Genomic DNA, 26731 nt, shown 5'->3' with positions numbered 1-26731 from the left:
AATGATTTCATGAATGGAATTCAATATGAACGTAGTTGTGCAAAATACTTATCCATGCTCGGATATAAAAATATAACACTCACCAAGGCAAGTGGTGATCAAGGCATTGATATTATCGCTACCAAAGGAAATTTAAAATACGGCTTCCAATGCAAGTATTACAATAGAGCCGTAGGAAATGATGCTGTACAACAAGCCTTCTCTGGCATTGCGTATTACAAGCTGGATAAAGCAGTTGTGATTACCAACAACGGCTTCTCCTCTGGTGCACGTAAGCTAGCTGAAGAGGCAGATGTTCTATTATGGGATAATGTAGAACCGATGGAAGAAGATAATCGTTACACACTTTATCAGGCAATGGCAATTCTCTTCTTTGGTTGGTCTATCATTCAACTCCATCAGATTTTCTATAGTACAGAGCCGACCAAAGACTATCAGTTTATTTCCTATAGTCTATTATTTATCGCATCCTTCTTACAGGCAATTCCACATCATGCAAAAATCGCAACAGGTATTGCTGTGATGCTGTCTTCTATTCATGCATACATGTATTCTATACAGAAGACATTCTCAATCTTTACACTAGATTATTATCAGATTGCGTTATTCTTCTTTATTATCGTTACATTTGTTCGATTTGTTTACTATATCAAGAAATACTCGATTCGCCGTCAAGCAAATAAACGGAATCAATTACGTCAAGATATACAGCAGACACGTTATACGATTGCACAGAATATGGCAATCTTCCTCGCAAATGAATTTAACTGTAATGTGAAAGTTATTGATACGAAGGTAAAAGATAATGATCTCATCATCACCCTACAAACAAATCGTACACAAACAAGCCAACTAGCATCTATACAAGCAAAATTAAACCAAAACCGAGAACAGATTCAATATGAACTACGTGCTACTGCACTACACATGATTGAACTAACAATCAAAGCCAATCATTAATTCGACTGGCTTTGTTTTTCTTTAACTTTTCTTAGGAAATCACTGACCCAATAAGAGTCAATTTCTACAGATTCATCTTCAGCTAGATATGGTTTGTAGTGCTCTTCTAATGTTTGATACAGTTCTTTGGTAAAGGGAACTTCTCCAACAATTCCCTCTCCAGATTGAATTAAGAACGCATACTCATCACCACGAGTATTGAAATACATATGATTGATTTCTAAACCCTGTGATTGAATCTTAGCTAGGTCCCCTGTTACATACTTACCAATTTCGATGATACGATCATCTAATCCTAGTAACGAAATCAGAGCCTTTTCTTGCATATCTGATTGACTCGACACGATTCTCGTCGTGCATGTCTCAATCCATTTATTTAACGCTTCATCCAACTCATCACGATGATAGCGGCGATTGAACATGAGATTCATCTCTTCATAATCTTTTTGATTATCTGGATATCCAACTAATAGATTCTTACTACCATCATGGTACATGCACGTATATAACATATTTTGTTCCATATGACATTTCGAGCAGCTATGACGAAATAACTTGCCACGCAGTAAGCTCGTTTCTGCCGATGGATCTAAAGCTGTATCAATAAGTGATTTGATTTTAACTTTTTCCTTCTTCCCACATGAATGACAAGTAATCTCTGCTTCATAGGTATTCATCTCTGCTCTTTTAAACATGGTATTCTCCAAAACTTTTTATTTCTGTAATTCTTCTAATGTTGGGGCTGCATTCATCGCACCCTTTTTCGTCGTAACGATAGCAGCTGCGTGATTGGCAAAACATAATCCATCTTTGATCATCTCTGGTGAAATTTGATCAGGCTTTTGTTTGTAATGATCTAAGTAATATAATAGCGCACCAACAAACGTATCACCTGCACCGGTTGTATCAATTGGATCTACTTTATGCGCATCCGCATGACTATGACAATGTTTCAAGTAAGCGTCACTACCCTCAGGTCCATATGTCACAATGACATGTTCAACACCATATTGTTTTACCACTTCAATGGCTTCTTTGACAGACGATTTACCAGTGATAAATTCCACTTCATCATCTGCCATCTTAACGATATTTGCATACTTCATAAAAGTTAAAATTGTTTGTCTACACTCATTTAAATCATCCCAAAGATCTTTACGGATATTTGGGTCAAACAGGATTGTCGCATTCGCTGCTTTCGCCTTCTGTAGCAAGTACTCTGTTGCGTACTTTACAGGATATTCTACTAAATCAACAGAGCCAAAACTGATATAGTCTTCACTTGTAAATTCAATTTCTTCTACATCACTTTTATCCAAGAGCAAGTCCGCACTTGGATTACGATAGAAACTAAAGTCACGTTGTCCATCATCCGCAAGGCTTACAAAGGCTAACGCTGTCTTTGCCTTCTTTGTAGTCTTCAGATATCTCGTATTAACACCATAACCCGCAATCGTATCTTTTAAGAAATGTCCAAATGGATCATCTCCAACCATACCGATAAAATATGCTTCTGCACCAAGCTTCGCTGCGGCGACTGCCACATTGGCTGGTGCTCCTCCCGGTCTTTTTTGAAAGGCATCCACAGCACTTAGACTTGCAGCTGTCTGTACTGGAATAAAGTCAATTAACGCTTCCCCGATTGTATAGATTTTTCCCATATATTTTCTCCAACTTTATATACTGATTTTACCCTTTTTAATCGTACTAGCGCAATCATTCCCATCATTTTTATTATCTTTTTCTCCGCCGGAATCATTAGTCCATTTATTCATGTACGATGTATCTTACAACAAAAAACCAAAGCACAGCGTGCCTTGGCATAAATTCATAATCTTAATAATTTTCTGCGTGAACTTCAAAGAATGCTTGTGGGTGATGACATACTGGGCAAATTTCTGGAGCTTCCATACCGACAACGATATGGCCACAGTTACGGCACTCCCAAATCTTAACTTCACTCTTCTTGAATACTTCCTGCATCTCTACATTCTGAAGTAACTTTCTGTAACGTTCTTCGTGCATCTTTTCGATGGCACCTACACCTCTAAACTGTTCAGCTAGATCGTGGAAGCCTTCCTCTTCCGCATCCTTTGCCATACACTCATACATGTCAGTCCACTCATAGTTTTCACCATTAGCAGCTGCTTGTAAGTTTTCTTTCACATCGCCAAGCATGCCTAATGCCTTAAACCAAAGCTTTGCATGTTCCTTTTCATTTTCTGCAGTCTTTAAGAATAAAGCCGCAATCTGCTCAAAGCCTGCTTTCTTCGCAACGGAAGCGAAGAATGTATACTTGTTTCTAGCTTCTGATTCACCTCTAAACGCTTCTAATAGGTTCTTTTCCGTCTTAGTACCTGCATAAGGGTTCTTTTTGTTTTCCATTATTATCTCCTCCATATTTCCACACACTCTCTTCGGAAATCATACTCATCTTCTCCCTATTGTTGTGGAAAGTCAACAGGATTACTATGGATTTCATCAATCTTCTACATAAAAACGTCCCCTTAGGAACGCTTCTTATAGTGCTGTAATTGCGGCGATTGCGCCGAATAATACACCAGGTAAATTAGCCATCATCAGTGGCCAATCCTTCTTCTCTTGCATAAAGCCATATGTTACCCATAAGGAACAGTTGATAGCCGCAACCATAGGTTGTAAGAAGCCACTCTTCATTCCATGTAGGTTATTTATAATTTGTGGGAAGTAGGAAATATACATTAACATTGCTGTACATGTCGCAATCCATCCTAGTGTTTTTAATCCTTTTTGATTCATCACTTATACCCCCTCTTTCTGAATATCGTTCTTTACAAAGATATGTTTATTAAGGACGAATGAAAGCATTTTACTGCATTCTTTTATGTAAGTTATTTTTTCAAATGAATTATGTGAATTTAAAAAACCCGGAAATTCCGGATTTTTATTAGAATTCTACGCCTTCCATTGTCTTTTTTAAGACGGCCGCAGATTCGGAAAGCTTTGTACGTTCTTCTTCACTGAGGGAAATTGGCACCAATTCTTCAATACCATTTCTTCCAACGATTGCTGGAACGCTGAGAGATACATCACTGATACCATACTCACCATGTAATGCAGTTGATACAGGTAAAATAGACTTTTCATCACGTAGGATTGCACGACAGATTCTTACAACCGACATTGCAATTCCGTAGTAAGTAGCGTTCTTTCTTTCAATGATCTTATACGCTGCATTCTTAACATCTTCTGCGATATCTTCTTGTGCAACCTTCATGTCAAGATCACCACCCATACCTCTTAATGCGAAGAAGTCAGCGAGTGGAACACCTGAGATATTTGCCATAGACCATGTGCAGATTTCAGAGTCACCATGTTCACCGATAACATATGCGTGAACAGAACGTGAGTCAACATCCAAACGTGTTCCTAATAGATATCTTAGACGTGCAGAGTCTAATACTGTTCCTGAACCAAATACACGATTCTCTGGCATGCCAGAAGCCTTCTGTGCATAGTAAGTCAGGATATCAACTGGATTAGCCACAATCAATAAGATTCCTTCCGGACTTTGTGCTTTGATTTCAGCCATGATCCCAGCGTGAATCTGGATATTCTTCTTAATTAAGTCAAGACGTGTTTCACCTGGCTTTTGTGCAGCACCAGCTGTAACGATAATGATAGCCGCATCCTTAATATCGGAATAATCACCCGCATAGATATTCATTGGAGAACTGATAGAAGTACCATGACCAATATCCATAGCTTCTCCTTCAGCCTTAGCACGATTTACATCTAATAAAACCATTTCTGAAAATAGACCGCTTTGCATTAAGGCAAATGCGCTAGAAGATCCAACGAATCCACAACCTACAACCGCAACTTTACGAAAATTAATACTCATATTTAACATATCCTTTCTATTTTAAGATACGTCTTCATTATAGGCATTTCTTTTCAAAAATACACTAAATGTAATTCAAAAAAACATCTTACAATTTGTTTTTCTTGTAAGATGTTTCAAATATCAACTATTTTGTTGTTGTGTCTGTCAGTGTTGGATTAAAACTAGCATCTACATAATCCAATAATGCCGACTTAGCAATGTTACAGCAGTGGTCACCCATACGCTCTAATGTACCAAGAATATCACAGTAGATAGAAGCAGCGACAGAAGATTCACATTGATTCTTAGACATACGTGTGAAGTGTGCCTGACGTGCTACATACTCTGCCTTATCCATCTCTTCTTCTAACGCTATTAATTCTTCATAAATAATCTTATCTTTTGTACGATATACCGCAATTGCCTTTGCGTACATTTCCTTGAACTTATCATACATACTATTGATATCGCCCATCGCAAAGGAAGTTAATCCGCTACGATCCTCTTGGACCATCTTATAGAACTCAGATAAATTCATGGATAAGTCACCTAAACGTTCAAGGTTCTTGATGATTTCTAGATCTCTACGGATATCCGCTTGGTCAACAGCTGTTAAATTTGAATTTGCGGAAACTTGAACTAAGAATTCCGTAATCTTACGATCTAAAGAGTTAATCATAGACTCAGACTGCCTTAAGTTTTCAAAGTCCTCATCTGTACCAGGCTTATTCAAATAATCACGGGAATCAGAGACATCTTCTCCAACAACATCCGCCAACTTGAAAATCGCATCTCTAGCCGCCGAAATTGCAACTGCAGGAAGCTCAGTATTCGCTAGATGAGCATCCAACTCATCAATATTAATTTCAATCTTCTTAGGTTCTTCACCACGAACAATCAGACGAATTAATGAACAGAATTGACGAAGGAGCGGAAAGAATACAATTGTCGCTACTGTATTAAATACAATATGCGCTACTGCTATCTGCATCATTCCGCCAATGTTTAACTCTGCACAAAACCATTGAATGAAATTTGCATAAGGTACTAAGAACAACATACCAATTGTTGTACCAATAATATTGAATAAGATATGAATACCCGCTGTTCTCTTGGCAGCTGTAGATCCACCAATAGAAGCTAAGATACCAGTTACAGTTGTACCGATATTAGCACCAAATACGAATGGTAATACAGCACTGAATGTCAGTGCACCAGCTTCATACATCTTCTGAACGACACCGATTGTTGCAGCAGATGCCTGTACTGCACCAGTCATGATTGTACCAGCAAGCAAGGACAATAATGGGTTTGTAGACATCGCCTCGGCAAATGACATAAATGCAGGAACATCTTTGATTGCCGCAAGTTCATCACCCATCGAATTCAAGCCAAAGAAAATCAAACCAAAACCGAGGATGATATATCCAGTACTCTTGATTTTCTGTTTCTTGCCAAAGCAGATAATCATCGCACCAATAAATACGAAGTATAAAACAAAGTTATCAATATCCAAGGAAATTAATAATGATGTAACCGTTGTACCGATATTGGCACCCATGACGATACCAGCAGCCTGTTCCAAGTTCATAAGACCTGCACGAACTAAGCCAATCGTAATCGCGGTTGAAGCCGAGCTTGACTGCATAACGATTGTAATCGCAATACCAATCAATAAAGCACTGAATGGATTGGTTGTATATCTATCGATATAATCTCTCAACTTATCACCAGCGACAGCTTTTAAGCCATCACCCATGAAATTGATACCGATTAAGAATAGACCAAAGCCACCTAGAATAATATCCCATCTAATGGATGTAAGTTCCATCATTCCTCCTGTGGATCATCCGACCCTTTAAAATCTCCCCCATCAAAAGCGCACGGAAACAAATTCAATTTAAAATATTTTAAGCTAAAATTCAAGCATTTTTCAAATACAACCTTCCTACCCTGTACGCACTATTTTAACAATTTACAGCCCTGTGTATAATTTTTTCTCTTCAACATATGATTGATAGAATTTAATACACGCCGTTTATCTATACTCCATCGTGGTGCAATCAACTCATCCGCATTTCCATCTCCTGTTAAGCGATGGATTACAATATGTTCATCTAAATATGCAATACACTCTGTCACAAGTTCTACATACTCATCCATCTCTAGAACATGATACTGAGATGGATTAGATAAATACTGCACACCTAGTCTTGTATTCTTTAAATAATGTAATAACTGTAACTTCACACCATCAATTGAACATGCATTTAAATGTTGTATCGTTTCTAACAACATCTTCTGGTCTTCCCCTAGAAGACCAATAATGATGTGAACAATCACATCGATATTGATTGCCTTTAGATTCTTAACAGCTTCATCAAATACCTCTAGCGGATATCCACGATTCATCCATTTGGCAGTACTTTCATGAATCGTTTGTAGACCAAGTTCCACCCAAATAAACTTGTTTGGGTAGTTTGCTTTTAACTCTTTTAAAAGTGAGATGACATCTTCCCCTAAACAGTCAGGTCTAGTCGCGATGGAAATCCCCGCAAATAAATCATCTTGTAAGGCTGCGGTAAAGATTTCTCTTAATTTTGCGATAGGTGCGTAGGTATTTGTAAAGGATTGGAAATATGCAATATAGTCACCCTTTGGAATTTCTTGGTGATTATAAATCAGTTCTTCTCTGCTTAAACGCTTTCCTTCATAGTAAATCGTAAAATCTCCAGAACCGCCTTCTCCACAGAAAATACAACCTCCAACAGCGACCTTACCATCGCGATTTGGACAAGTCATCCCTGTTTCAAGTGCTACTTTATAAAGTTTACGTCCGAAGGTATCTTTGAGATATTGCGGAAACGAATAATACAGTTGTTTCATATCTCTATTTTATGATGAAATGCATAAGAAAAGAAGATACATTATTACATATCTTCTCTTATGAATCGAATCTTCATGCCACCTTTGACAAGTTTTAAGATAGACAAGTCCTTTGGTGATACATGACCAATAATATTTACGCGATTATCTGCTGGAAGTGGACTACGGACAATCTGTACTTCTCCTGCATAACGCAAGTAGGAATCATTATCCATTGTGATCGCACCAACTTCACGTGTCGTTGTATTGTTTGGCACAATGTGTTCATCTGCCTTTTTTAATAAGCGCGCTTCTTCCACACGGATAATCCATGATGGACTATCAATACGACAAGTTACTTCTTTATCATAGAAATATTCCGCATGTTTCAAAGTGACTGGAATATCAATCACTTCTGTATCACAATACGATTGAATGCGTTGAATCTCATACGCACTGATACCAGGATCTCCAACAAACACTTGATCTACATGATACTTTAACGTCAACTCCATAAACGCTGCGTATGGAGAAATATGACGATGATGCTCTAGGGTTGGTAAACCCTCAAAGATAGGTCCCCGCTTTAATACATCACCTGGAATAAAGGCAATCACATGGATACCCGCAGCCTGTAATGACTTTGTAATCCGCAAAAAGTACTCTTCGTCTAATCCCGTTTCACAACGGGGATAATAGTTATGCATGGCAAGGATTTCTTTTCCTTCACGCACTAAATCTTCCACTTCATCAACACGAATGGTGGATGCATTTAATACGATTGGCATCTCTTTCGCTAATGCCAACATTTCCGCATGGTCAAAACCATAATCCAAGCGCAATGCATATACATCTAGTAACTTTGCGATTTCTCGCACAGACGAAACTTGAAATAACTCTAATGATTTTGTGGATACATCCGCTACAATACGGAAACCCTCTTCATTTAACCAAGCACACATTGCATGCATGTCTTTTGTATATGTATCACTGAACTCTTCACTGATATGTAAAGATACAAATACAAGTGGATGATTTTTACCTACACCTTGTAAGTGCATCTTCTGTTTTTCAAATGTGCTTAAAAATACAGAATATCCTAATGAATTTGCCATATTATTTCTCCCTGATTGCTTCACGGACATGACCGCAAGCTTGTTGTAAACGAATCAACGCATCTTCGTAAGAACAGTTTGCTAGAATCATCGTGATAGCGACTTTACATGAACCTTTTGCTATATCTATCGTAGCACGTGCTACAGAACGTTCAACCCCTGTAGCTTCCATAACAATATTTTCTGCGCGATTGCGTAGTTTCTCATTTGTCTGCATCACGTCAACCATAAGATTTTGATAAGCCTTTCCAAGACCTACCATCGTTGCAGTAGAAATCATATTAAGAATCATCTTCTCAGCAGTACCGGACTTCAAACGTGTAGAACCAGTTAATACCTCTGCCCCCACAGGAACATCCACTGCAATTTGGGCAACTTCGCCAATCTTGGAATGATATGTATTTGAGATTGCAGCAGTATGACAACCTAACTCTTGTGCATAAGAAAGTCCACCAAGCACATATGGAGTACGTCCACTTGCTGCTAAACCAATTACGATATCCCTTTCATTTAAGCCGATTTGAATTAAATCTTGTTTGCCAAGCTCTGCGGAATCTTCGGATCCTTCACGAGCTTTAATAAAAGCACCTTCACCACCCGCAATCAGACCAACAACTAAATCAGCAGATACACCAAATGTTGGTGGACATTCTGCCGCATCAAGCACCCCTAATCTTCCACTTGTTCCTGCACCCATATAGATAATTCTTCCACCTTGTTGGATAGCTCCAATACAATATTCAATGACCTTTGAAATATTAGGAAGATGTGGCTGAATCGCAGACGCAATTAACGCATCCTCACGGTTCATTTCTGTAATGATTTCGAGTGAACTCATCTGATCCAAATTGATCGTATTTTCATTACGGTGTTCTGTAGCGATTGTTTGAAGATTAATTGTCATATGCGTATGCCCCCTATAATATGCCTACTCTACGCATATTATAGGTAGAATGATAACAAAATTTCAACATTGACACTTTTTTTCGAAATAATATTTCTGTTTTTGGGATAATATGCTATTGTTTCTATAGGAGAATACACCCATGAAAAATGCACTTATTCGATTACGTGAACATTACCATGAACTAGCTAGTGCTGAAAGAACCGTTGCGGAATATATCCTCAAAAACCCTGAAACCGCAAGTACACTTTCTGTACAGGAATTAGCACATAAAAGTTTTTCATCTCCATCAGCGGTTGTTAGAATGTGCCATCGCATCAACTTTGATGGATACAAAGATTTCAAACGCAGTCTGACCATTGAATTAGCACTTCATGCAAAGACTGGTGAACAGATGTATAACGAAGAAATCAAAAGAACAGATAATATCGCAGATATCATTCGCAAGGTAACAGCCAAAAATGCAAAGTCCTTAGATGAAACGGAAAAGTTAATGGACATTGAAACCTTGCACGAATGCGTAAAAATCATGAATGATGCAAGAAATGTTATTCTCATTGGAATGGGTGCTTCCTTAGTTGCTCTACGTGATTTATATCTAAAGTTATTACGTATCTCAAAGCCATGTACCATTAATGAGGACTGGCATTCACAGTTTCTCAGTTGTAAAAACAGTACTGCTGAAGATGTAGCGATTGTATGTTCCTACTCTGGCAATACCACTGAAGTAATTACATGCATGAATGCACTCAAGGAAAATCTAACTCCTATTATCGCAATTACTCGCTGTGTTGATACACCAGTTTCAAAATTGGCAGATTATAAACTATATACAACCGAGAACGAATCACTCTTGCGTACAGCCGCAATGTCATCTCGTATCTCACAATTAAATATCATCGATATTCTCTACACTGCACTCGGTACTATGAATTATGATGAAACAATTAAAGTACTACACCGTACCTACATTAAAAAACCAAAGAATTAAAAAAGCGGAAACCCGAGACTGTTGAAAAAGTATCAGTCATAAACGAGATTTAATCAAATTGTTTACAAATCAGAATGAAAACAGGTATATTCACAAATTTCAGAAAAAAATTGAGGTATATACCTGTTTTTGTTTGGTTTTTATCAATATATTTTTGCTTATCTATCTTTTTTCAGCTTCAATATTCTTTTTAAATTCACCACAAAAATGGTGACACCTGCCTGAAGCATCATCCCGTTCATTCCTGCATATATAGTATGTGCATATCCATGTTCTTTTTTCAGCTCAGCATTTTTAGCTTCTATTTTGTAACGTTCACCAGCCAGTTCCTGATAATATTCTGTCTGTTGCTTATCCTGATGGTCCTGATGAATTTTACTCATCTTTACTGTGATGTTATATGTTTTGCTTTTCTGATTTTCTTTATATCCACATTTCTCTCTCAGCGGGCATTGAATACATTTTTTTACATCGAAAAAGTAGGATTCACGCTGTGGCTTATTTGGATCTTTCACACCAGTTTTAGATTTATGAATTGCCATATGTCCTGCTGGGCATACATACATTTTTGCGTCTTTATTGTAGCTGAATTCTCCGTCAAGGGCGTTTTTTCTGTTCCCGGATGATACTGTTTTGCTTAGCTTCGATACAAGGTTGATTTCATTTTCATTTGCATACTCTATATTTTCCTTTTCAGAATATGCTCCATCTCCGACAATATTGTCAACATCTATTCCGTTAGCTTCCGTCTTGTCTACTAAAGATGCAAGTTCCTTTCCATCGTGCTTCTCTCCAGAAGTGACAGCAGCAGCTGTAATAATTCTTTCTGGAGTCATTGCGATATGTGTCTTATACCCAAAGAATTCTGTGTCTGCAGTTTTGTGCCCCGTCTTGGCATCACTGTCCTTAGAGTAGGTCAGCTCTTCATTTACATCATCCAGCGTTTCACGGAGAAGATTCATATTTTCCTGTATGTACTTATATGCCTTTAAACTGTTATCACCATCAACCAACTTATATACTTTTTCGCAGTAATCAACTACTTCTTCATACAGCCCGATTCTGTTGTTGTCCGGTTTCTTAGGCATCTGTTTCACATATTCTTCATTTACGCTGTATACTTTCTTTCTGAGATTTTTACAAACTTCAAGAAGGTATTCTCGTGCACTTTTTGTTCCATATCTGGCTTCTGTATGCGTGGAATCAACAATAATTGTTTTAGACAGTTTGATTCCGTTCTCCATCGCTATCTGTACGCTCTTTGAAATCAGGGCATCTATGACGGATTCATCTTTCAGGCGCAGTTTTCTGAACTTGGTAAGACTTGAAAATTCAATTACATCTTCTTCGGGTGCAAGACCAAGAAAATATTTGAATGCCATGTCTGTACGGGCTCTTTCTACAACATCTCTGTCAGAAAGCTCATACATTCGCTTAAGCATAAGATATTTGAACATGACCTGTGGCCTGTAGCCTGGTCTGCCGTTGCTGGAAGTATATGTGTGTTTCAGAAGATCGTCTACAAAGCTGAAATCCACGAGCTCATTCAGCTGCCGGAGCTCGTGATCTTTTGGAATGATCATGCCGTAAAGATCGATATAGGGACTGAGAATCATACCTTCCTGCTTGATCATAAGTTATTCTCGCTGCGATTCATTTCATTTCTCAGTGCTTTTTTTATGATCTCAGATTTAGATGTTTTGGATTTGTCCAGCCATGAAACAATATCTTTATCCTTATCAAGATTAAACCATACAGTTACTCTTGTCATCTTGCTTTTCTGGTAATCCATATCATATTTGGCTTTGTCATTTTTAGATCTCATAGTCCTTACCTCACAGCTATATTATAGCATAACTAGCCGCTAGTTTGAAGTATTTAAATGAAAACCTCACTGTTTTTTTGTGAGGTTTTAATTGAAGGACTTTTTCAGCAGTCTCGGAAACCCCGCTTTTTAATATTGTTGTAATAGACCTTTTAGCGTACTTGCGAATTTCTCACGATCAACGCCAAGCATTACCATGGTTTCACGTGTCTTAAACTTTGTATCACTCCATATGTCTGTAACCGTCTTACCAAAGCATAAACGACTCTGCGTTTCCACATAGACACCTGCCTTTTGTCCTGTAAAGATTTCAGGATACTGCAAGTAAATTAATGGACATGCATCATGGATACATAAGATTTCACGCTTGTAGTTCTTAATATAGAAATTTAGATTGGATTGTACAACATCCGCAAAGAACTTACTGATCTTTGTATTAAAATCACGAATGTCTTGAATATCTTTGCCATTTAGATAAGCATCAACTGTAACATCTAAGCCGAACATTACTACTGGAATACCACTTTGCATAACCGTCTCCGCAGAGTGAGGATCAGCATAGATGTTAAACTCAGCTGCCATTGTGGCATTACCACCTACAACTGCACCACCCATGATAAGGATTCTTTTGACCATGCCTTTCAAATCAGGATGAGAGATAATTGCGTTTGCAATATTTGTAAGCGGTCCTACCGCAACAATCTGTAATTTACCACCTTCCTTTTTCGCAGCCTCATAAATTGCATCCCATGCATGCATTGTTTCCTTTTCGGCTGGAGAATCTGGAATCACAACACCACCAAGTCCATCTTTACCATGAACTTCAGAAGCATCATCTAGTTCTACACACATTGGCTTAATTGCACCTGGGTATACTTTGATATCTTCTCTACCTGCATACGCAAGTACATTACGGCAGTTTTTAAATGTCTTGGCATGTTCTACATTACCAGCAACTGAGGAGATACCACGAATCGCAAGTTTATCTAACTTGAGTGCACAAAGGAGTGCAACCGCATCATCGACACCAGTATCGGTATCAATCCAAATTGGGATTAAATCTGTCATGCGATATCCACCTTTCTACCCTTGTATGCCTTGCATACTTCTACTAGTAAATCAACAAATTTTTCACGGTCAACCCCAAGCACTGCTGTAACGTTATTTAGATTACCACTTGATCGGTGCCAGTCCGCTACAGTCGCTCCACGTGTATAGTTACCTTCAATGTCGATTTCAACATGCATCTCTTGTGTTGTAAAAATTTCAGGCTTCATTAACACTGCAACGGCACATGGATCATGTAATGGAGAACCATTCCAGCCAAGTTCTGCGTGATGCTTGAAGAAGAAATCTAACCAATCCGCAACGATACCAGATACCTGGTTACCAATTTCGCGGATTCTCTTTTCATCCTCTGGATAAACGATAGCCTTCTCCGTTACATCAAGACCACACATTGTAAGCGGGATTCCAGATGTAAATACAATTTGTGCAGCTTCTGGATCTTCAAAGATATTAAATTCCGCAGCTGGAGTCCAGTTACCATTTCTAAGACCTCCACCCATGATGGAAATTCTTCCAATCTTGGATTTCAATTCTGGATGTGTTAGTAATAGCGCCGCAACGTTTGTTTGTGGACCAGTAGCGATAATCGTTACCGCTTTCTCACTTTCTCTTAATACTTTTGCCATCAAATCTACAGAGGATAATTCTGATAACTGCATGCATGGTTCAGGCATTGCAGGACCATCCAAGCCAGATTCACCATGAAAGTTTCCAGCTGTAATTAATGGCGATAATAATGGTAGCTCTCTACCCTTCGCAATTGGCGCATCAATACCTAATAATGTACAGATACGCATTGCATTATAAGTCGTTTTGGCTAGTGTCTGGTTCCCTGCCACACTTGTGACTGCTTTGATATCAAAGGCAGGATTTGCTTTGGCAAATACCCAAGCAATTGCATCATCGTGACCAGGATCACCATCTAAGATAACTGGTATTTTCTTGATTTCACTCATGCACTCACCTTTTCAGCATTTTCACGGCGTGCACGCTTTGCGCGACTTGCCGCAATAAGAGCGAATACAACCAAACCGATAATCGTTACCAAATATGGAATTGGTGAGACGAGGTTGGAATCTACACCTGTCGCAGATAGCTTGATACCAAATGCCTGTGCAAATCCGAAGATGAGTGCCGCTAGCATACAGCCTAGAGGTTCACCAGCACCCATTGCCTGTGCTGCTAAAGCGATAAATCCACGTCCAGCAACCATGTCAAGGGACCAACCCATTGCATAATACATTGACATAAACGCACCACCCATACCACAGAGGATACCAGCGATAACCATTGTAATGTACTTCACCCTAATAACACTTACACCAACAGAAGAAGCCGCATGCGAGTTTTCACCAACAGAGCGGATATTTAATCCTAATGGTGTATGGTATAACAATACCCATGTCAAAAATACACAGATAAATGCGAAGTATGTTAATAAGCTATGTCCAGATAATACTTGTCCAATCACAGGAATCTTATCAATGAGTGGAATTGTAATACTTGGAATCTGCAACTTCTGTGTAATCAAAGAGGTTGTGGAAGTTAGCTGTGATCCCTGTGTAATACCTGTAATTACCTTAACTAAGAAGATAGTTCCGCCAGATCCAATCATATTGACCGCAGTACCCGTTAAGATAATATTTGTCTTTAGATTGAATGCGAAGAAGCCCATGAGTAAGCTAACGATAATACCTACAGCAACCGCCACAAGTAAACCTACAAACCAATTTCCAGAATAGTAAGCAAATAAGGAACCAAACAATGCGGAAATCATCATTGTGCCTTCAAGGCCAATGTTAGATACACCCGCCTTTTCGCAGATAACAGCTGCCATTGTCGCAAATAAGATTGGAGCTGTGATACGGAAAATCGCAAAGAAAAATTCTGGTGTCATAATAAGTGAAAACATCTTACTTCACGCTCCCTTCTACTGTCGCTCCGACTTGTTTTTCGCGTAGCTCCTCTTCAGCACTCTTAACTACAAGCTTCTGACGATACTTAGATAAGAATTGATCAGCCGCGAAGAATAAGAAGATGATCGCCTGAATAATATCAATCAACTGTGCAGGAACTGCGGCGTAGGTTGACATTAAAGTACATCCCTTTTCAAGATAAGCCATAAAGAACGCAGCGAGCGGAACAAACGCTGGATTATTACCTGCTAGAATCGCTACAGTAATACCCGTCCAACCATAACCCGGCTGGGCTAACCAGTCGAAGTATTGGTTTCTTCCTAGCATCTCAATGCCACCACCCATACCTGCTAATAATCCGCCGATTACCTGCGAAAGGATAATGATCATTACAACATTCATACCAGAATACATAGAGAACTTCTGGTTGATACCAATCATACGGATTGCATATCCCCAACGTGTACGATACATAAATAGCGCAATGATAATTGTCATTACAATTGCGATAACAAAGCCAATGGATAGTTTAGAACCATTTTCAATTAACTGTGGTAAAGCAGCGTTAGCTTGGAAGTTACTAGTCTGAACTGTACCCTTTGTCTTATCAGCGATAAATGCATTCATCATAAACTTGATAACATACATGATGACATAGTTTAACATTAAAGAGTTTACCATTTCACTGACGTTTAACTTCGCCTTTAATACCGCAGGAATTAGCATCATCAATCCAGTCACAAACGCACCTGCAAGAATAGCAACAACCGGTAGTAATGCACCAGGTAATGGAACATAAACTGCAACTAAAGAAGTCACAAACGCACCAAGTAAGATACCACCTTCAGAACCAAGGTTAAATTGGTTTGCAGAGAACATAACGCATGTCGCTAAACCTGTAAAGATAATAGGAATCATGCTTGCAAGGATATCTGTAAGACCCTTTACACTAAATGTTCCATTTGCACGGAATAATGGTTGAATCAACATTGATTTCAAGGAGCTGAGTGTCGCAAGTAATCTTGCGCCAAGATTATCTCCCTTTGAACTAATAAAGATTAGAATTGCCGCAACTAATAACGCAATACCAATAGCCATTGCGCCACGCACAATACTAAATATCAAACTTCTTTTCTTATTCATGACAAACCCTCGCAATCTCTTCTGCAGTTTGTTTCTTAATACCCAACATGTATTGACCCATGATTTCGTCATTTAACTGACTCGTATCTTCGAAGTACGCAACAATCTGACCACCATACATCACAATTAAACTATCAGATAATTCCATAACTTCATTTAAATCTGCAGATACTAGTAACACACCAATTCCAGAACGTGATAGTTCCACTAACTTCTTACGAATAAATTCCGTAGCACCAACATCGATACCACGCGTTGGCTGGTCAGCGATAATCAAGTCTGGCTGATTGGAGAATTCACGTGCAACAACGACCTTCTGAATGTTGCCACCGGATAACATCCCAACCTTTTGGTCACGGCTCTTGCACAATACTTTATATTCTTTAATGAGGGCATCTGTCTCTTCATGCATGTTCTTCATGTTAAACATCAAACCCTTGTTCATCTTCTTAGAATCTGCACGGTCAGAGATAATATTTTCTTCAATTGATGCATTTGCGGCAATACCGAATAACATACGATCTTCTGGTACTAATGAAATATGTTTCTCACGTAACTGACGTTGGTTTAGACCAATGATATTATCACCCTTCATAGTGATTGTTCCTTCATTTGGTTTATTTAAACCAAACAGCATATCAACAAGTTCCTTTTGACCATTACCTTCAACACCCGCAATACCGAGGATTTCTCCTTTACGAACAGATAGAGATACACCATTGAGCATCTTCTTGCCCCAGTCATTCACATAATGTAAGTCTCTGACTCTTAAGATTTCATCAGTTGGCTTTGCAACATCCTTTTGAACCTGTAAGACAACATCACGTCCTACCATCAAGCGAGAAATCTTTTCAGGTGTAACATCCTTTGTCTCATAGACACCCATAAACTTACCACCACGTAAAATACTTAAGCGATCCGTAATCTCCATGATTTCGTTTAGCTTATGAGAAATAAAGATGAGTGTATAACCCTGTTCTTTTAGATGCTTTAATTCCTTAAAAAGTTCTGTTGTCTCTTGGGTAGTTAAAACAGCAGTAGGTTCATCTAAAATTAAAATCTTAGCACCACGTACTAATGCCTTTAAGATTTCTACCTTCTGCTTCATTCCAACTGGAATATCGACAACACGTGCATTTGGGTCAACTGCCAAGTTAAACTTCTTGGAGTATTCCTCAGTAATTTTGATTGCCTTTTGACGATCAATGAAAATACCCTTCTTCTTTGGAGTCATACCCAATACAATGTTTTCAGCGACGGTTAAACTTGGCACCAACATAAAGTGTTGGTGAACCATTCCGATACCCTTCGAAATCGCAACATTTGGTGATGATAAATGTACCTTTTCGCCATTGACGTAAATTTCACCTTCTGTAGGTTGTTCCAAACCGAACAACATCTTCATCAATGTTGATTTACCAGCACCATTTTCTCCCATCAGCGCATGAATTTCGCCCTTGCGTACATTCAAGTCAACATCTTGGTTTGCCACGACACCGTTAGGATAAATCTTGCGGATGCCTTTCATTTGAATGACATATTCTTCGTTCATATCTCTTACCTCATTCCATTTTATACAGGTGATCTCTTTTCAAAAGAAAATCCAGTTCCAACCACCATCCCAAGTTATTTTCAAAACTATTGAAAACTACACTTTTCGGCAACTGAAACTGGATTCATAAATCACCAAAGATACTAATAAAATATATTGTTTTTTCGTGGTTGAATGAAACTTTTAAATTTCTACGTAAAACAATTTATGAATCTTTTGTAACGCTACAATTAAGGACGAACCTTTTCACGTAATGTTTCTAAATCTTTAGATGTATTTCCTAATGCTGTAGGAACTTCAACCTTACCGTCTAAGATAGCCTGAATCGCTTCGTTAACCTTGTCCTTAGTTGCTTGGGAAGCATACTTGTCAAAGTTCTTGTCTGTTACAACACCAACGCCATTTTCCTTCAAGCCTAAAGTAACTTCTGTTCCCCAGTGTTCTCTACCTGCATCCCATTCATCAAATACCCAAATGAGAGAGTTACCAACATTCTTTAAACCAGATGTTAATGTAATCGCTGCTAAGTCAGGAGAGAAAGTAGCTTCCTGGTCTGAGTCAACACCGATGAACCATGCAGTATTCTTTTCAAGAGCTGCTTCAGCTGCACCATTACCGGCATTACCAGCAACGCCCCAGATAATATCAGCCTTGTTATCGCTAATCATTGATAATCCATATTCCTTGGCAATTGCTGTATCTACATAGTCATTTGTGTAACGTGTATCAATCTTGATTTCTGGATCAACGTTCTGTGCACCTGTGATGTAACCATATAAGAAGTCGTTGATAACTGGGCTATCAATACCACCAACGAAACCGATTACCTTTTCAGGATTAATACGTTCAACAGATGTATCTGTTGTCATGCTTGCAGCTAATGTACCAATGATATAACCTAACTCATTCTGCTTGTATGTTAAGTTGAGAACATTCTTATTTTCGCCAGCATAAGTATTGTCATCAAAGATTGCATACTTCTGATCTGGATACTTTGTAGCAACTTCCTTTAAGAAGTCAGGCATCTGATATGTTCCACAGATAATCAAGTCATATTCTCCTAAATCAGATACTTCATACAATGTCTGTAGCCATCTTGGCTTATCAGCGTCTGTACCACCCATTTCAATTGTCTTTAGTGTGATACGGCCATCTTTTTCAAGAGTCTGTAAACCAGCTGCTGCTGAGTCAAAGAATGACTTGTCACCTAAGTTACCGTTAACTAGGTATGCTACGTTGTAAGTCTTTCCGTGTGTTTCCGCTGTGTTTGAGCCCTGCTTTTCAGATCCCTTAGACCCACAACCAACAAGCGGTGTTAGCAACAATGCAACCATTGCTGCCTTTAATAGATTTTTCATGTATTTTCCTCCCAAAATCTTTTCAAATCGCTAGCCATCTCTTAAAATGAAATGGTGAAAGCGATTTCATGTACACTCATTTTATTATTGGGTTTTAAATCAGTCAACAAGCACATATCATAAGTACATATCATAAGTACATATCACCGGAAAGGATAAAAAATTATGTTGAATCGTATACCTAAAATTAATCTTCACTTACATCTAGACGGCTCATTCCGCATGGATACAATATGGAAACTCGCACATGATCAAAATGTGCAAATGCCTGCAGAAACAATTGAAGACTATGAAGCGTTTATTCGTAAATGTGCAAATGCCAAAGATGTAAATGAATATCTTAAGATGTTTGATACCCCTCTTAAATGCATGCAAGATAAAGCATCCATTACACGTATTACTGAAGAGTTGATTGAAGATTTAGCTCGTCAAGGCTATATCTATGCAGAGATTCGTTTCGCGCCACAGCTCCACACACAAAAAGGTCTGACACAAGCCGACGCAACAGAAGCTGTTTTAGAAGGCAGAAACAATGCTCTCAAAAAATATCCAAAGCTTCGCATCGGTATCCTTACATGCATGATGTGCATTGGCATCGATACACTAAACCAAAAAGAAAACATGGAAACTGTAGAAGTATGCAAGCAATACCTCGGTAAAGGTGTTGTAGGAATTGACCTTGCAGGTGCGGAAGGATTCGTTCCTCTATCTAACTTTGGTACATTATTCGCAAAAGCTAAAGAATATGGTCTACCTATGACTTGTCATGCAGGTGATAGCCAAGGGCCAGATACTGTCAAGGACGCAATGGACTTTGGTGTAACACGTATCGGTCATGGCCATCATGTATACTTTGACCAAGAACTTGTAGAACGCGCAAAGGAAAACAAAGTACTCTTTGAAATATGCCCAACATCCAATGTGCAGTGTCAAACCGTACCATCGTATGCAAAGCATCCAATGAAGCCTCTATATGATCAAGGTGTACTCGTTTCCGTAAACACGGATAACGACACCTTTGCGGGTGTACATATTACAGATGAATATGCCCACTGCATCAACGATATGGGATTTACGGTAGATGACATCTTCCAAATGAATATCAATGCCGCAAATGCCGCATTTGTCACAGAAGAAGAAAGAAAAGAACTACTTCATATTTTAGAAACAGCTAGAAAGGAATACACAACATGCTAGAAGCACATATCCAATTAGACCAAAGTGCAAACGCAAAGTATGCAATCATGCCTGGAGATCCAGCTCGTATTGGTCGCATCATCCCATTCCTTGAGGATGTCAAAGAACTCGCATATAACCGTGAATTCAGAAGTGTCTCCGGTTACTACAAGGGCGTAAAAGTCATTGCCATCTCTACTGGTATCGGTGGCTCTTCTGCTTCCATCGCCATCGAAGAGTTAAAGCACATTGGCGTAGACACAATGATTCGTATCGGCTCCTGCGGTGCCCTGCAGAAAAACATCCAGCTTGGTGATTTAATCTTCGCCATAGGCGCAGTACGTGATGAAGGTACATCTAAGGCATACGCAGATATTCGTTACCCAGCAGTTGCGGATATAGAATTCCTACTCAAATGTATTGAAACCGCAAAAGAAAATCACTGGGACTATCACACAGGTATCGTTCATAGTCACGAAAGCTTCTACATCGATACAAACGCAGAAGAAGAGAAGAAATGGTCAGCCATGGGTGCTCTTGGCGCCGACATGGAAACAGCAGCCTTATTTACAGTAGGTCGTTTACGTAACATCCGCACAATGTCCATTCTCAATAACGTAGTCCTCTATGGTCAAGATACCGCTGATGCAATTGGCGATTACGCCGATCAAGCAGCCAAGACAATGGAAGGTGAACGTAGAGAAATCCTTACAGCACTGGAAGCTATCTATAAGTTAGAAAAAAATGTCTGAGATTAATTTCAGACATTTTTCATACTCTCTAATACTTGCTCTAATGTAGGAATACTCTTAGCAGCACCCTCTTTGGTAACGGTAATACTACTTGCCTTTGCGGCAATACTTAATGCATTACTTACCGTTTCACCACGCAAGATACTTGCAAGATAGAAACCAGTGAACGTATCACCAGCAGCGGTCGTATCCACAGCATTTACACGATACGCTTCTTGATGAATCACCGTCTCACCAGAAATATAGTAGGAACCTTGACTGCCCACTGTCAAAATAATTTCTTTGTTTAGGTAAGCCTTTTGCAAACCTACAATAACATCTTCTACCTGATCAGAAGAAACATTCGCCAGCCCCTTGCCCTCAACTTCATTAACCACAAAGATATCTACTAACTCTAAAGGATAACTAAAAATCTTTTCATCCATTGGTGCAGTATTGAAGGCAATACGCAAACCCTTCTCATGCGCCTTTGTAATTAAGTATGTTAAAGACGATATTTCATTTTGAATCAGTAATAGATCTCCCTTTTCAAAATGTGTTAATACTTCGTCAATTTGTGCTTCATCAATCAACTGATTCGAACCACCATAAAGAATAATGCAGTTTTCACTATGACTTACCTGAATAATCGCATGTCCAGTCGCAGTTTCTTCATCCTTCTTCAGGTAATCTACCTTAACACCATATTCCTGTAAGTAATCAATAAATGGTTGACCATCAAAACCAACACGTCCAGCATGATATACATCTAAACCTGACTTTGCTAATGCGATGGATTGGTTTAAACCCTTTCCCCCAAAGCCTCTGCTATAGGACAAGGAAGATGTCGTCTCCTTAGGCATGACAAAATGATCCATCTGATACACATGATCAAAATTCAATGATCCAAAACTTAAAACTTTCATATGTAACCTCTCTTCTCGTAAATCTTGTAAATTTAATATGACATACTTCTAAGATTTATCCAAATAAAATCTCCAGCAAATATCTCTATCTGTATAAATTTTCTCAAAACTAGATAATATTTCTGTTCATTTTGTGCTGAATCGTATAAATTATTAGTATGAATATGCAAAACAAACACTACAAAGCGGTCATGGATGAAGTAGAACGCTTAGAAAAAACAGGCAGATATAGTTTGGTAAAGAACTTTATTCAACACGGAAAGACAACTGTATATGCACATTGTATTGACGTCGCACTTACAGCTTGTGAATTAGCAGAAACTTACAATTTTGATGTAGACTACTCCGCGATGATTACAGGTGCTTTGTTGCATGACTATTTCTTGTATGATTGGCATATTCCACAAAAACACTTCGGATTACATGGTTTCACACATCCGTATACTGCAGCCAATAACGCTAAGGAAGATTATCATATTGGACCAATTGAGGAAGATATTATTGTGCATCACATGTTTCCACTAACAATGTACCCACCACAATCCAAAGAAGCTTGGGTTGTATGTTGGGCTGATAAGCTATGTGCAGCACGCGAAACAGTCACCAATCATCTTGTATTCTTGAAAAAAGCCTTTCAGCGCTAGGCTTTGCAAAAATTCATCAAAAAAGCAAAAAACATCTTGCAATGAAAAAATGACCATGGTAATATAGTAAAGCGCTGAACGGTTAGTCAGTATGCACTTGGCAATAGTTGAGGAAATACTCAAGAGGCCGAAGAGGTGCCCCTGCTAAGGGCATAGGTCGGGAAACCGGCGCGAGGGTTCAAATCCCTCTTTCCTCGCCATACATTGGTCCCGTGGAGTAGTGGTTTATCTCGTCTCCCTGTCACGGAGAAGATCGCGAGTTCGAATCTCGTCGGGACCGCCATTATTGCGAGTGTAGTTCAATGGTAGAACGCCACCTTGCCAAGGTGGACACGGCGGTTCAATTCCGCTCACTCGCTCCATTACGTAAAAACCCGCTATTTGGCGGGTTTTCTTATGCGTTGGTCAACTTTTGGGCAACTTTTTATTTTTCTGCCTTTTCAATAGCATCTTGCATTGCATTTCTGATTACTTCGGCTTGACTTATGCCAAGTTTTTGGCATGCTTCACGGAACGCTAAAACAAATTCATTTTTGTATGTAGCAGATACTCTCATCATGTTTTCTGCTCGCCACTTTGCATTATATTCTTTTTGATTAAAATCACCACTACTTCTTTTCGACATTTTATCTTCCCTTCTACATTTATACGCTAATGTAATGATGTCACTATGTAAAGTGTTTTCGATAATTTAGCGATAATCACTAATCTATTAATCTCGTTTACTTGCTCTATTAAGAGGTCTTGGATATAAGATATTATTCGTATAGAATATAATGAAGTTAGAGGAAACTTATGGAGTTCGATATTTTTTATTACGAAAATGATATATCAATGATTAAGGATAACAATAATCCAAGGATTATTTTAAATGATCCTTCTGTTTTCCAAGTCCTTTCAGACATCATAAATTGCCTACCAAATAGTATCGATATTAATCAATACCCAAATAAGGAAATCATAAACCGTTTATTAACGATTGAAGTAATTCAACTCCATGACAATAAACTGTCATTAAATATTCCTATATTTATCGAAAAAGATTTACCTATTTTAAAACGATATATTTCGCTTGCTAGCAAGAAGATTTATTATTCAATAGCGCAACAGACTGATGTCTTGATTAAAACCATTCATCAAATTCAGAATGGTTTTCCAGATCAGATAAATCTATATCATATGTTATGTGGTTATATTCTTGATGGAACAATATTTGATGAGCTTGCAAAACATAACTTAATTACAACTCATAAGATACATCAAGATAGCTCAGATTACCTTATTATCATGTATGAAAAGTGTAAATCTTTAAGCATATATAGCAATAAATTATTGTGCTCTTATAATCGTCTTACAACCAGTTACGGAACATTCAGCTCTTTTGGGGATTGTAATGGTAATCGAAATGATTTCTATCGTCAACTCATGTTACAGAAGTCCCATCAATTAGATACTACAATAAAATATTCTGCTGATGAATTGAGCCTAACATTCCATTCCTTAGTTAATGGAAATAAGATATCAGAGGATTTTATTTCAATCTTCGATCAATTGGGTTATACAAAAGGCGGAATCATAAATGTTCCAGTATATTACCCTGATGATTTTAAAGTCGGTGATGAAGTTTCCAAAATTGTTATTGACGCATGCTCGCAAACCCTGATTGAATGCCTTAATCTGTTAAACAGAGAACAAAATTTATTGTCAATTCAACATAATATCGATGTTCGTGATATTGCTAATGAAATCTATCATTTAATCTTCGGTACAGTTAATGAATTGTTAGTACAGCATAATATTGTTGCACAGCCAGAATACTATCCAAATGAAGGTAGATATTTAAAATCCTATGAAATATAGCTTGTAGGATTTTTATTATCGTCATATTACCCATTTAATTGTGTTCACTGTATGAATTTTTTCTATTTGGCTCAAGTGAAAAGTTAAATTCCACTTCTAAAGAATAAACAATAAAGTGGAAGTAAGTCATTCAGAAATAGTACTGGCAAGGATTGATAATCCAAGATGGTACTATTTTTAAGTTGAAAATGATTTTATTTTAGTTAGAATGAAGGTGAAGTAACAGAAAAATGAGCGCATGAAAGGTAGGCAGAATCTACTGTTCAAAAAATTTGTAAGAGTTGATTCTACTTCGTTGTTTGGTGAAAGTTATATGCCGATCCTTCGTGTGTGATTGATTCTGAAACTTTTTGGTTATCTTCTTACTTTAGAAGATATGGTTTTAGAATTACTTCGTCTGGTGGGATTTCGGTAATTCCAAAATCATAGAGTTTCTTGGCCATTTCTTCGTTGTAGAAATGGAGCAGCTGTATGGACGATCTTCCGTGCAGCTTTTCTTTTGGATATGAATTAATATGGATACTGATGAGATTTGCCTTTTCTTGTGATGTAAGTCCCAATGCATGGAGATCACATCCCTTTGGGCATATCTCTCTTACCAATAGGTGTAGGTTCTCTAGACTACCTTTCTGCCAAGAGGCCATTGAATCACAGTAGAACATACGTGTCCTGCGAGTTCCATCTTCACGTATCTCCGCTTCTTCAGCTAGGACGAATTCACTTCCTCTGTCTGTTAATATGACCTCGGCTTCTTTTTCGAACATTTCTTTTCCTAATATCTTTTCCAATAATAGGATCCCATCCAACATATGTAAGGAGTCCTTTACGGTTTGATAGATACATATCAACAGGTCATACTCTCTGAATTTGAAGGTCTGTAGGAAAGGTCCGTTGGACACGTCGTTGTATACCGTATCCATCTCTACGACCTTGGCATTTGGATTCTTTTCCATGTATATCAAGAAGTCGGAGTACTTTCTTCCTGTCAGGTATCGATTGTCTTTACGTGGCTTGTATGTATTGCGCTTTTGTTTGGACATCTTTCGTCTTACGACACGTTTCAAATCGATGGCACCGATCGATACACCCACATCTTGGAAGACACCATTTTCGATATAGTTGTATATCGTCTTTTCGGATAGCTTGATCTCTTTGTGGCTTTGAAGAATAGAGTAGATGGACTGACCTTTCTTAATCAATGGTAATAAGAGTTCACCGAGCTGCTTGATATCATTTACTGTCGCATTGACACCTTGTCGTGAAGATGTAAGTGTCATCTGGTAGTCGTGCTGTGCATCGAGGGCAGAGTATCGATATTTTTCATAGCGACAAGAGCGATAGTTTCCACATCCATTACAAGCTCCTGGTGACTTGTCCCTGCGAGTACATTTGAAAGGGACATAATCGATACAATCCAGAGTACAATAGCGTTCATGTTTACAGCGTTTGTAGTTAGCACACTCTAGAGGCAGATTACATTTGTATGCAAGGACACGATGGAATTTGATTTCTTTTCCTATGGTTGATTTGTCTTTACCAAGGGTAGTAGCGATAGCTTGTTTGGTAGAACCATTTTCGATACCAGTTTCAATGATCTGTCTATCTGAATAAGACATGTGTGAATTCTTCGTTAACATAATGTTTTCCTCCTAAAACACGAAGAATCGGCACTTATATTGAACTAGAAGTGTAAGAGTAAATTCAACTAGAGCTTGGTGAATAACTAAATTCAACTTTCGTACCTTAGAAGTGGAATTTAACTTTTCACTTGAGGATTTTTTCTATTTGTTACAAAAATAATTGTTTCATAACTTATTTTAACGCATAATCAA

At 38.3% G+C, this 26731-nt stretch carries 26 protein-coding genes and 3 tRNA genes; 9 read left to right on the top strand and 20 right to left on the bottom strand.

Going from position 1 to position 26731, the window contains the following annotated elements; translation table 11 throughout:
- The first annotated feature begins 9 nt into the window (after positions 1–9).
- Entirely contained in the window at positions 10–960 is a 951-nt protein-coding gene (locus RGT18_RS02130; protein WP_051240986.1) for a restriction endonuclease, read from the top strand.
- Here RGT18_RS02130 and RGT18_RS02125 read toward each other — a convergent pair.
- The 9 genes from RGT18_RS02125 to murQ form a co-directional block, all read right to left on the bottom strand.
- Positions 957–1655 (bottom strand): CpXC domain-containing protein, encoded by a 699-nt coding sequence (locus RGT18_RS02125; RefSeq protein WP_028078154.1) that lies wholly within the window; start codon positions 1653–1655, stop codon positions 957–959. The two genes, RGT18_RS02130 and RGT18_RS02125, sit on opposite strands and share 4 nt — an antisense overlap.
- Positions 1656–1673: 18 nt before the next feature.
- Positions 1674–2621 (bottom strand): carbohydrate kinase family protein, encoded by a 948-nt coding sequence (locus tag RGT18_RS02120; RefSeq protein ID WP_028078153.1) that lies wholly within the window; start codon positions 2619–2621, stop codon positions 1674–1676.
- Between the two features lie 175 nt (positions 2622–2796).
- A complete protein-coding gene (gene rbr, locus RGT18_RS02115; protein ID WP_037403892.1) occupies positions 2797–3345 on the bottom strand; it encodes a rubrerythrin in 549 nt (182 codons plus the stop codon).
- Positions 3346–3480: 135 nt separating this feature from the next.
- Positions 3481–3738, bottom strand: a complete 258-nt coding sequence (locus RGT18_RS02110) for a SemiSWEET family transporter (RefSeq protein WP_028078151.1) — start codon at positions 3736–3738, stop codon at positions 3481–3483.
- A gap of 148 nt (positions 3739–3886) precedes the next feature.
- On the bottom strand, positions 3887–4843 hold the full coding sequence (locus RGT18_RS02105) for an L-lactate dehydrogenase (protein WP_028078150.1): 957 nt from the start codon (positions 4841–4843) through the stop codon (positions 3887–3889).
- A 127-nt stretch (positions 4844–4970) separates the two neighbouring features.
- Positions 4971–6659 (bottom strand): Na/Pi cotransporter family protein, encoded by a 1689-nt coding sequence (locus RGT18_RS02100; RefSeq protein WP_006525489.1) that lies wholly within the window; start codon positions 6657–6659, stop codon positions 4971–4973.
- Positions 6660–6787: 128 nt separating this feature from the next.
- Complete coding sequence (mnmL, locus tag RGT18_RS02095; protein ID WP_028078149.1) at positions 6788–7711, bottom strand: tRNA modification radical SAM protein MnmL/YtqA; 924 nt, start codon at positions 7709–7711, stop codon at positions 6788–6790.
- 44 nt (positions 7712–7755) lie between these two features.
- Positions 7756–8805 (bottom strand): MupG family TIM beta-alpha barrel fold protein, encoded by a 1050-nt coding sequence (locus RGT18_RS02090; protein WP_028078148.1) that lies wholly within the window; start codon positions 8803–8805, stop codon positions 7756–7758.
- A 1-nt stretch (position 8806) separates the two neighbouring features.
- On the bottom strand, positions 8807–9709 hold the full coding sequence (gene murQ, locus RGT18_RS02085; protein ID WP_006525492.1) for an N-acetylmuramic acid 6-phosphate etherase: 903 nt from the start codon (positions 9707–9709) through the stop codon (positions 8807–8809).
- A gap of 142 nt (positions 9710–9851) precedes the next feature.
- On the opposite strand from murQ, the gene RGT18_RS02080 reads away from it, so the two are divergent.
- Positions 9852–10700 carry a MurR/RpiR family transcriptional regulator gene (locus tag RGT18_RS02080; protein WP_028078147.1) on the top strand — a complete coding sequence of 283 codons (849 nt, stop codon included), beginning with the start codon at positions 9852–9854 and terminating at the stop codon, positions 10698–10700.
- Positions 10701–10858: 158 nt separating this feature from the next.
- Here RGT18_RS02080 and RGT18_RS02075 read toward each other — a convergent pair whose 3' ends face one another.
- The 8 genes from RGT18_RS02075 to RGT18_RS02040 all read right to left on the bottom strand — a co-directional run bounded on the left by RGT18_RS02075 (position 10859) and on the right by RGT18_RS02040 (position 19562).
- Positions 10859–12334, bottom strand: a complete 1476-nt coding sequence (locus RGT18_RS02075) for an IS1182 family transposase (protein WP_028078919.1) — start codon at positions 12332–12334, stop codon at positions 10859–10861.
- Entirely contained in the window at positions 12331–12525 is a 195-nt protein-coding gene (locus RGT18_RS02070) for a hypothetical protein (protein ID WP_028078414.1), read from the bottom strand. The genes RGT18_RS02075 and RGT18_RS02070 overlap by 4 nt, the downstream gene beginning before the upstream one ends.
- 129 nt (positions 12526–12654) lie before the next feature.
- The gene (locus RGT18_RS02065; RefSeq protein WP_028078425.1) at positions 12655–13593 is read right to left on the bottom strand and encodes a nucleoside hydrolase; all 939 of its coding nucleotides are present in this window, start codon (positions 13591–13593) and stop codon (positions 12655–12657) included.
- Positions 13590–14549, bottom strand: a complete 960-nt coding sequence (locus RGT18_RS02060; RefSeq protein ID WP_028078426.1) for a nucleoside hydrolase — start codon at positions 14547–14549, stop codon at positions 13590–13592. Before RGT18_RS02060 ends, RGT18_RS02065 begins: the two co-directional genes overlap by 4 nt.
- Positions 14546–15490, bottom strand: a complete 945-nt coding sequence (locus RGT18_RS02055; protein WP_245580935.1) for an ABC transporter permease — start codon at positions 15488–15490, stop codon at positions 14546–14548. Before RGT18_RS02055 ends, RGT18_RS02060 begins: the two co-directional genes overlap by 4 nt.
- A 16-nt stretch (positions 15491–15506) precedes the next feature.
- On the bottom strand, positions 15507–16652 hold the full coding sequence (locus RGT18_RS02050; RefSeq protein ID WP_006525497.1) for an ABC transporter permease: 1146 nt from the start codon (positions 16650–16652) through the stop codon (positions 15507–15509).
- Entirely contained in the window at positions 16645–18204 is a 1560-nt protein-coding gene (locus tag RGT18_RS02045) for an ABC transporter ATP-binding protein (protein WP_028078428.1), read from the bottom strand. The genes RGT18_RS02050 and RGT18_RS02045 overlap by 8 nt, the downstream gene beginning before the upstream one ends.
- A 230-nt stretch (positions 18205–18434) precedes the next feature.
- Positions 18435–19562, bottom strand: a complete 1128-nt coding sequence (locus tag RGT18_RS02040) for a BMP family ABC transporter substrate-binding protein (protein WP_006525499.1) — start codon at positions 19560–19562, stop codon at positions 18435–18437.
- Positions 19563–19727: 165 nt separating this feature from the next.
- On the opposite strand from RGT18_RS02040, the gene add reads away from it, so the two are divergent.
- Both add and RGT18_RS02030 read left to right on the top strand, forming a co-directional pair.
- Positions 19728–20759 carry an adenosine deaminase gene (add, locus tag RGT18_RS02035; RefSeq protein WP_028078429.1) on the top strand — a complete coding sequence of 344 codons (1032 nt, stop codon included), beginning with the start codon at positions 19728–19730 and terminating at the stop codon, positions 20757–20759.
- A complete protein-coding gene (locus RGT18_RS02030; RefSeq protein WP_028078430.1) occupies positions 20753–21490 on the top strand; it encodes a nucleoside phosphorylase in 738 nt (245 codons plus the stop codon). Before add ends, RGT18_RS02030 begins: the two co-directional genes overlap by 7 nt.
- An 8-nt stretch (positions 21491–21498) precedes the next feature.
- On the opposite strand, the gene RGT18_RS02025 is transcribed toward RGT18_RS02030, so the two are convergent.
- A complete protein-coding gene (locus tag RGT18_RS02025) occupies positions 21499–22395 on the bottom strand; it encodes a ribokinase (RefSeq protein WP_028078431.1) in 897 nt (298 codons plus the stop codon).
- Between the two features lie 164 nt (positions 22396–22559).
- Between RGT18_RS02025 and RGT18_RS02020 the strand changes: the two genes are divergently transcribed.
- The 4 genes from RGT18_RS02020 (at position 22560) to RGT18_RS02005 (ending at position 23401) form a co-directional block, all read left to right on the top strand.
- Positions 22560–23039: an HD domain-containing protein gene (locus RGT18_RS02020; RefSeq protein WP_037404098.1), complete on the top strand. Its 480-nt coding sequence runs from the start codon at positions 22560–22562 to the stop codon at positions 23037–23039.
- Between the two features lie 109 nt (positions 23040–23148).
- Positions 23149–23239: transfer RNA gene (locus tag RGT18_RS02015), tRNA-Ser, on the top strand.
- 6 nt (positions 23240–23245) lie between these two features.
- A tRNA-Asp gene (locus RGT18_RS02010) sits at positions 23246–23322 on the top strand.
- Between the two features lie 5 nt (positions 23323–23327).
- A tRNA-Gly gene (locus RGT18_RS02005) sits at positions 23328–23401 on the top strand.
- A 62-nt stretch (positions 23402–23463) separates the two neighbouring features.
- Here the strand turns inward: RGT18_RS02005 and RGT18_RS02000 are convergent.
- The gene (locus RGT18_RS02000) at positions 23464–23664 is read right to left on the bottom strand and encodes a hypothetical protein (protein WP_028078433.1); all 201 of its coding nucleotides are present in this window, start codon (positions 23662–23664) and stop codon (positions 23464–23466) included.
- Between the two features lie 170 nt (positions 23665–23834).
- Here RGT18_RS02000 and RGT18_RS01995 point away from each other — a divergent pair, with 170 nt between their 5' ends.
- Positions 23835–24899 (top strand): hypothetical protein, encoded by a 1065-nt coding sequence (locus RGT18_RS01995; protein WP_028078434.1) that lies wholly within the window; start codon positions 23835–23837, stop codon positions 24897–24899.
- A 362-nt stretch (positions 24900–25261) separates the two neighbouring features.
- On the opposite strand, the gene RGT18_RS01990 is transcribed toward RGT18_RS01995, so the two are convergent.
- A complete protein-coding gene (locus tag RGT18_RS01990; protein WP_338174936.1) occupies positions 25262–26536 on the bottom strand; it encodes a helix-turn-helix domain-containing protein in 1275 nt (424 codons plus the stop codon).
- Positions 26537–26731 lie beyond the last annotated feature (195 nt).

This window comes from Solobacterium moorei (assembly GCF_036323475.1).
GTDB classification, from domain to species: domain Bacteria; phylum Bacillota_I; class Bacilli_A; order Erysipelotrichales; family Erysipelotrichaceae; genus Bulleidia; species Bulleidia moorei.
Note: the sequence above shows the minus strand (reverse complement) of the source record. Positions and strands in the feature narration are given on the sequence as shown.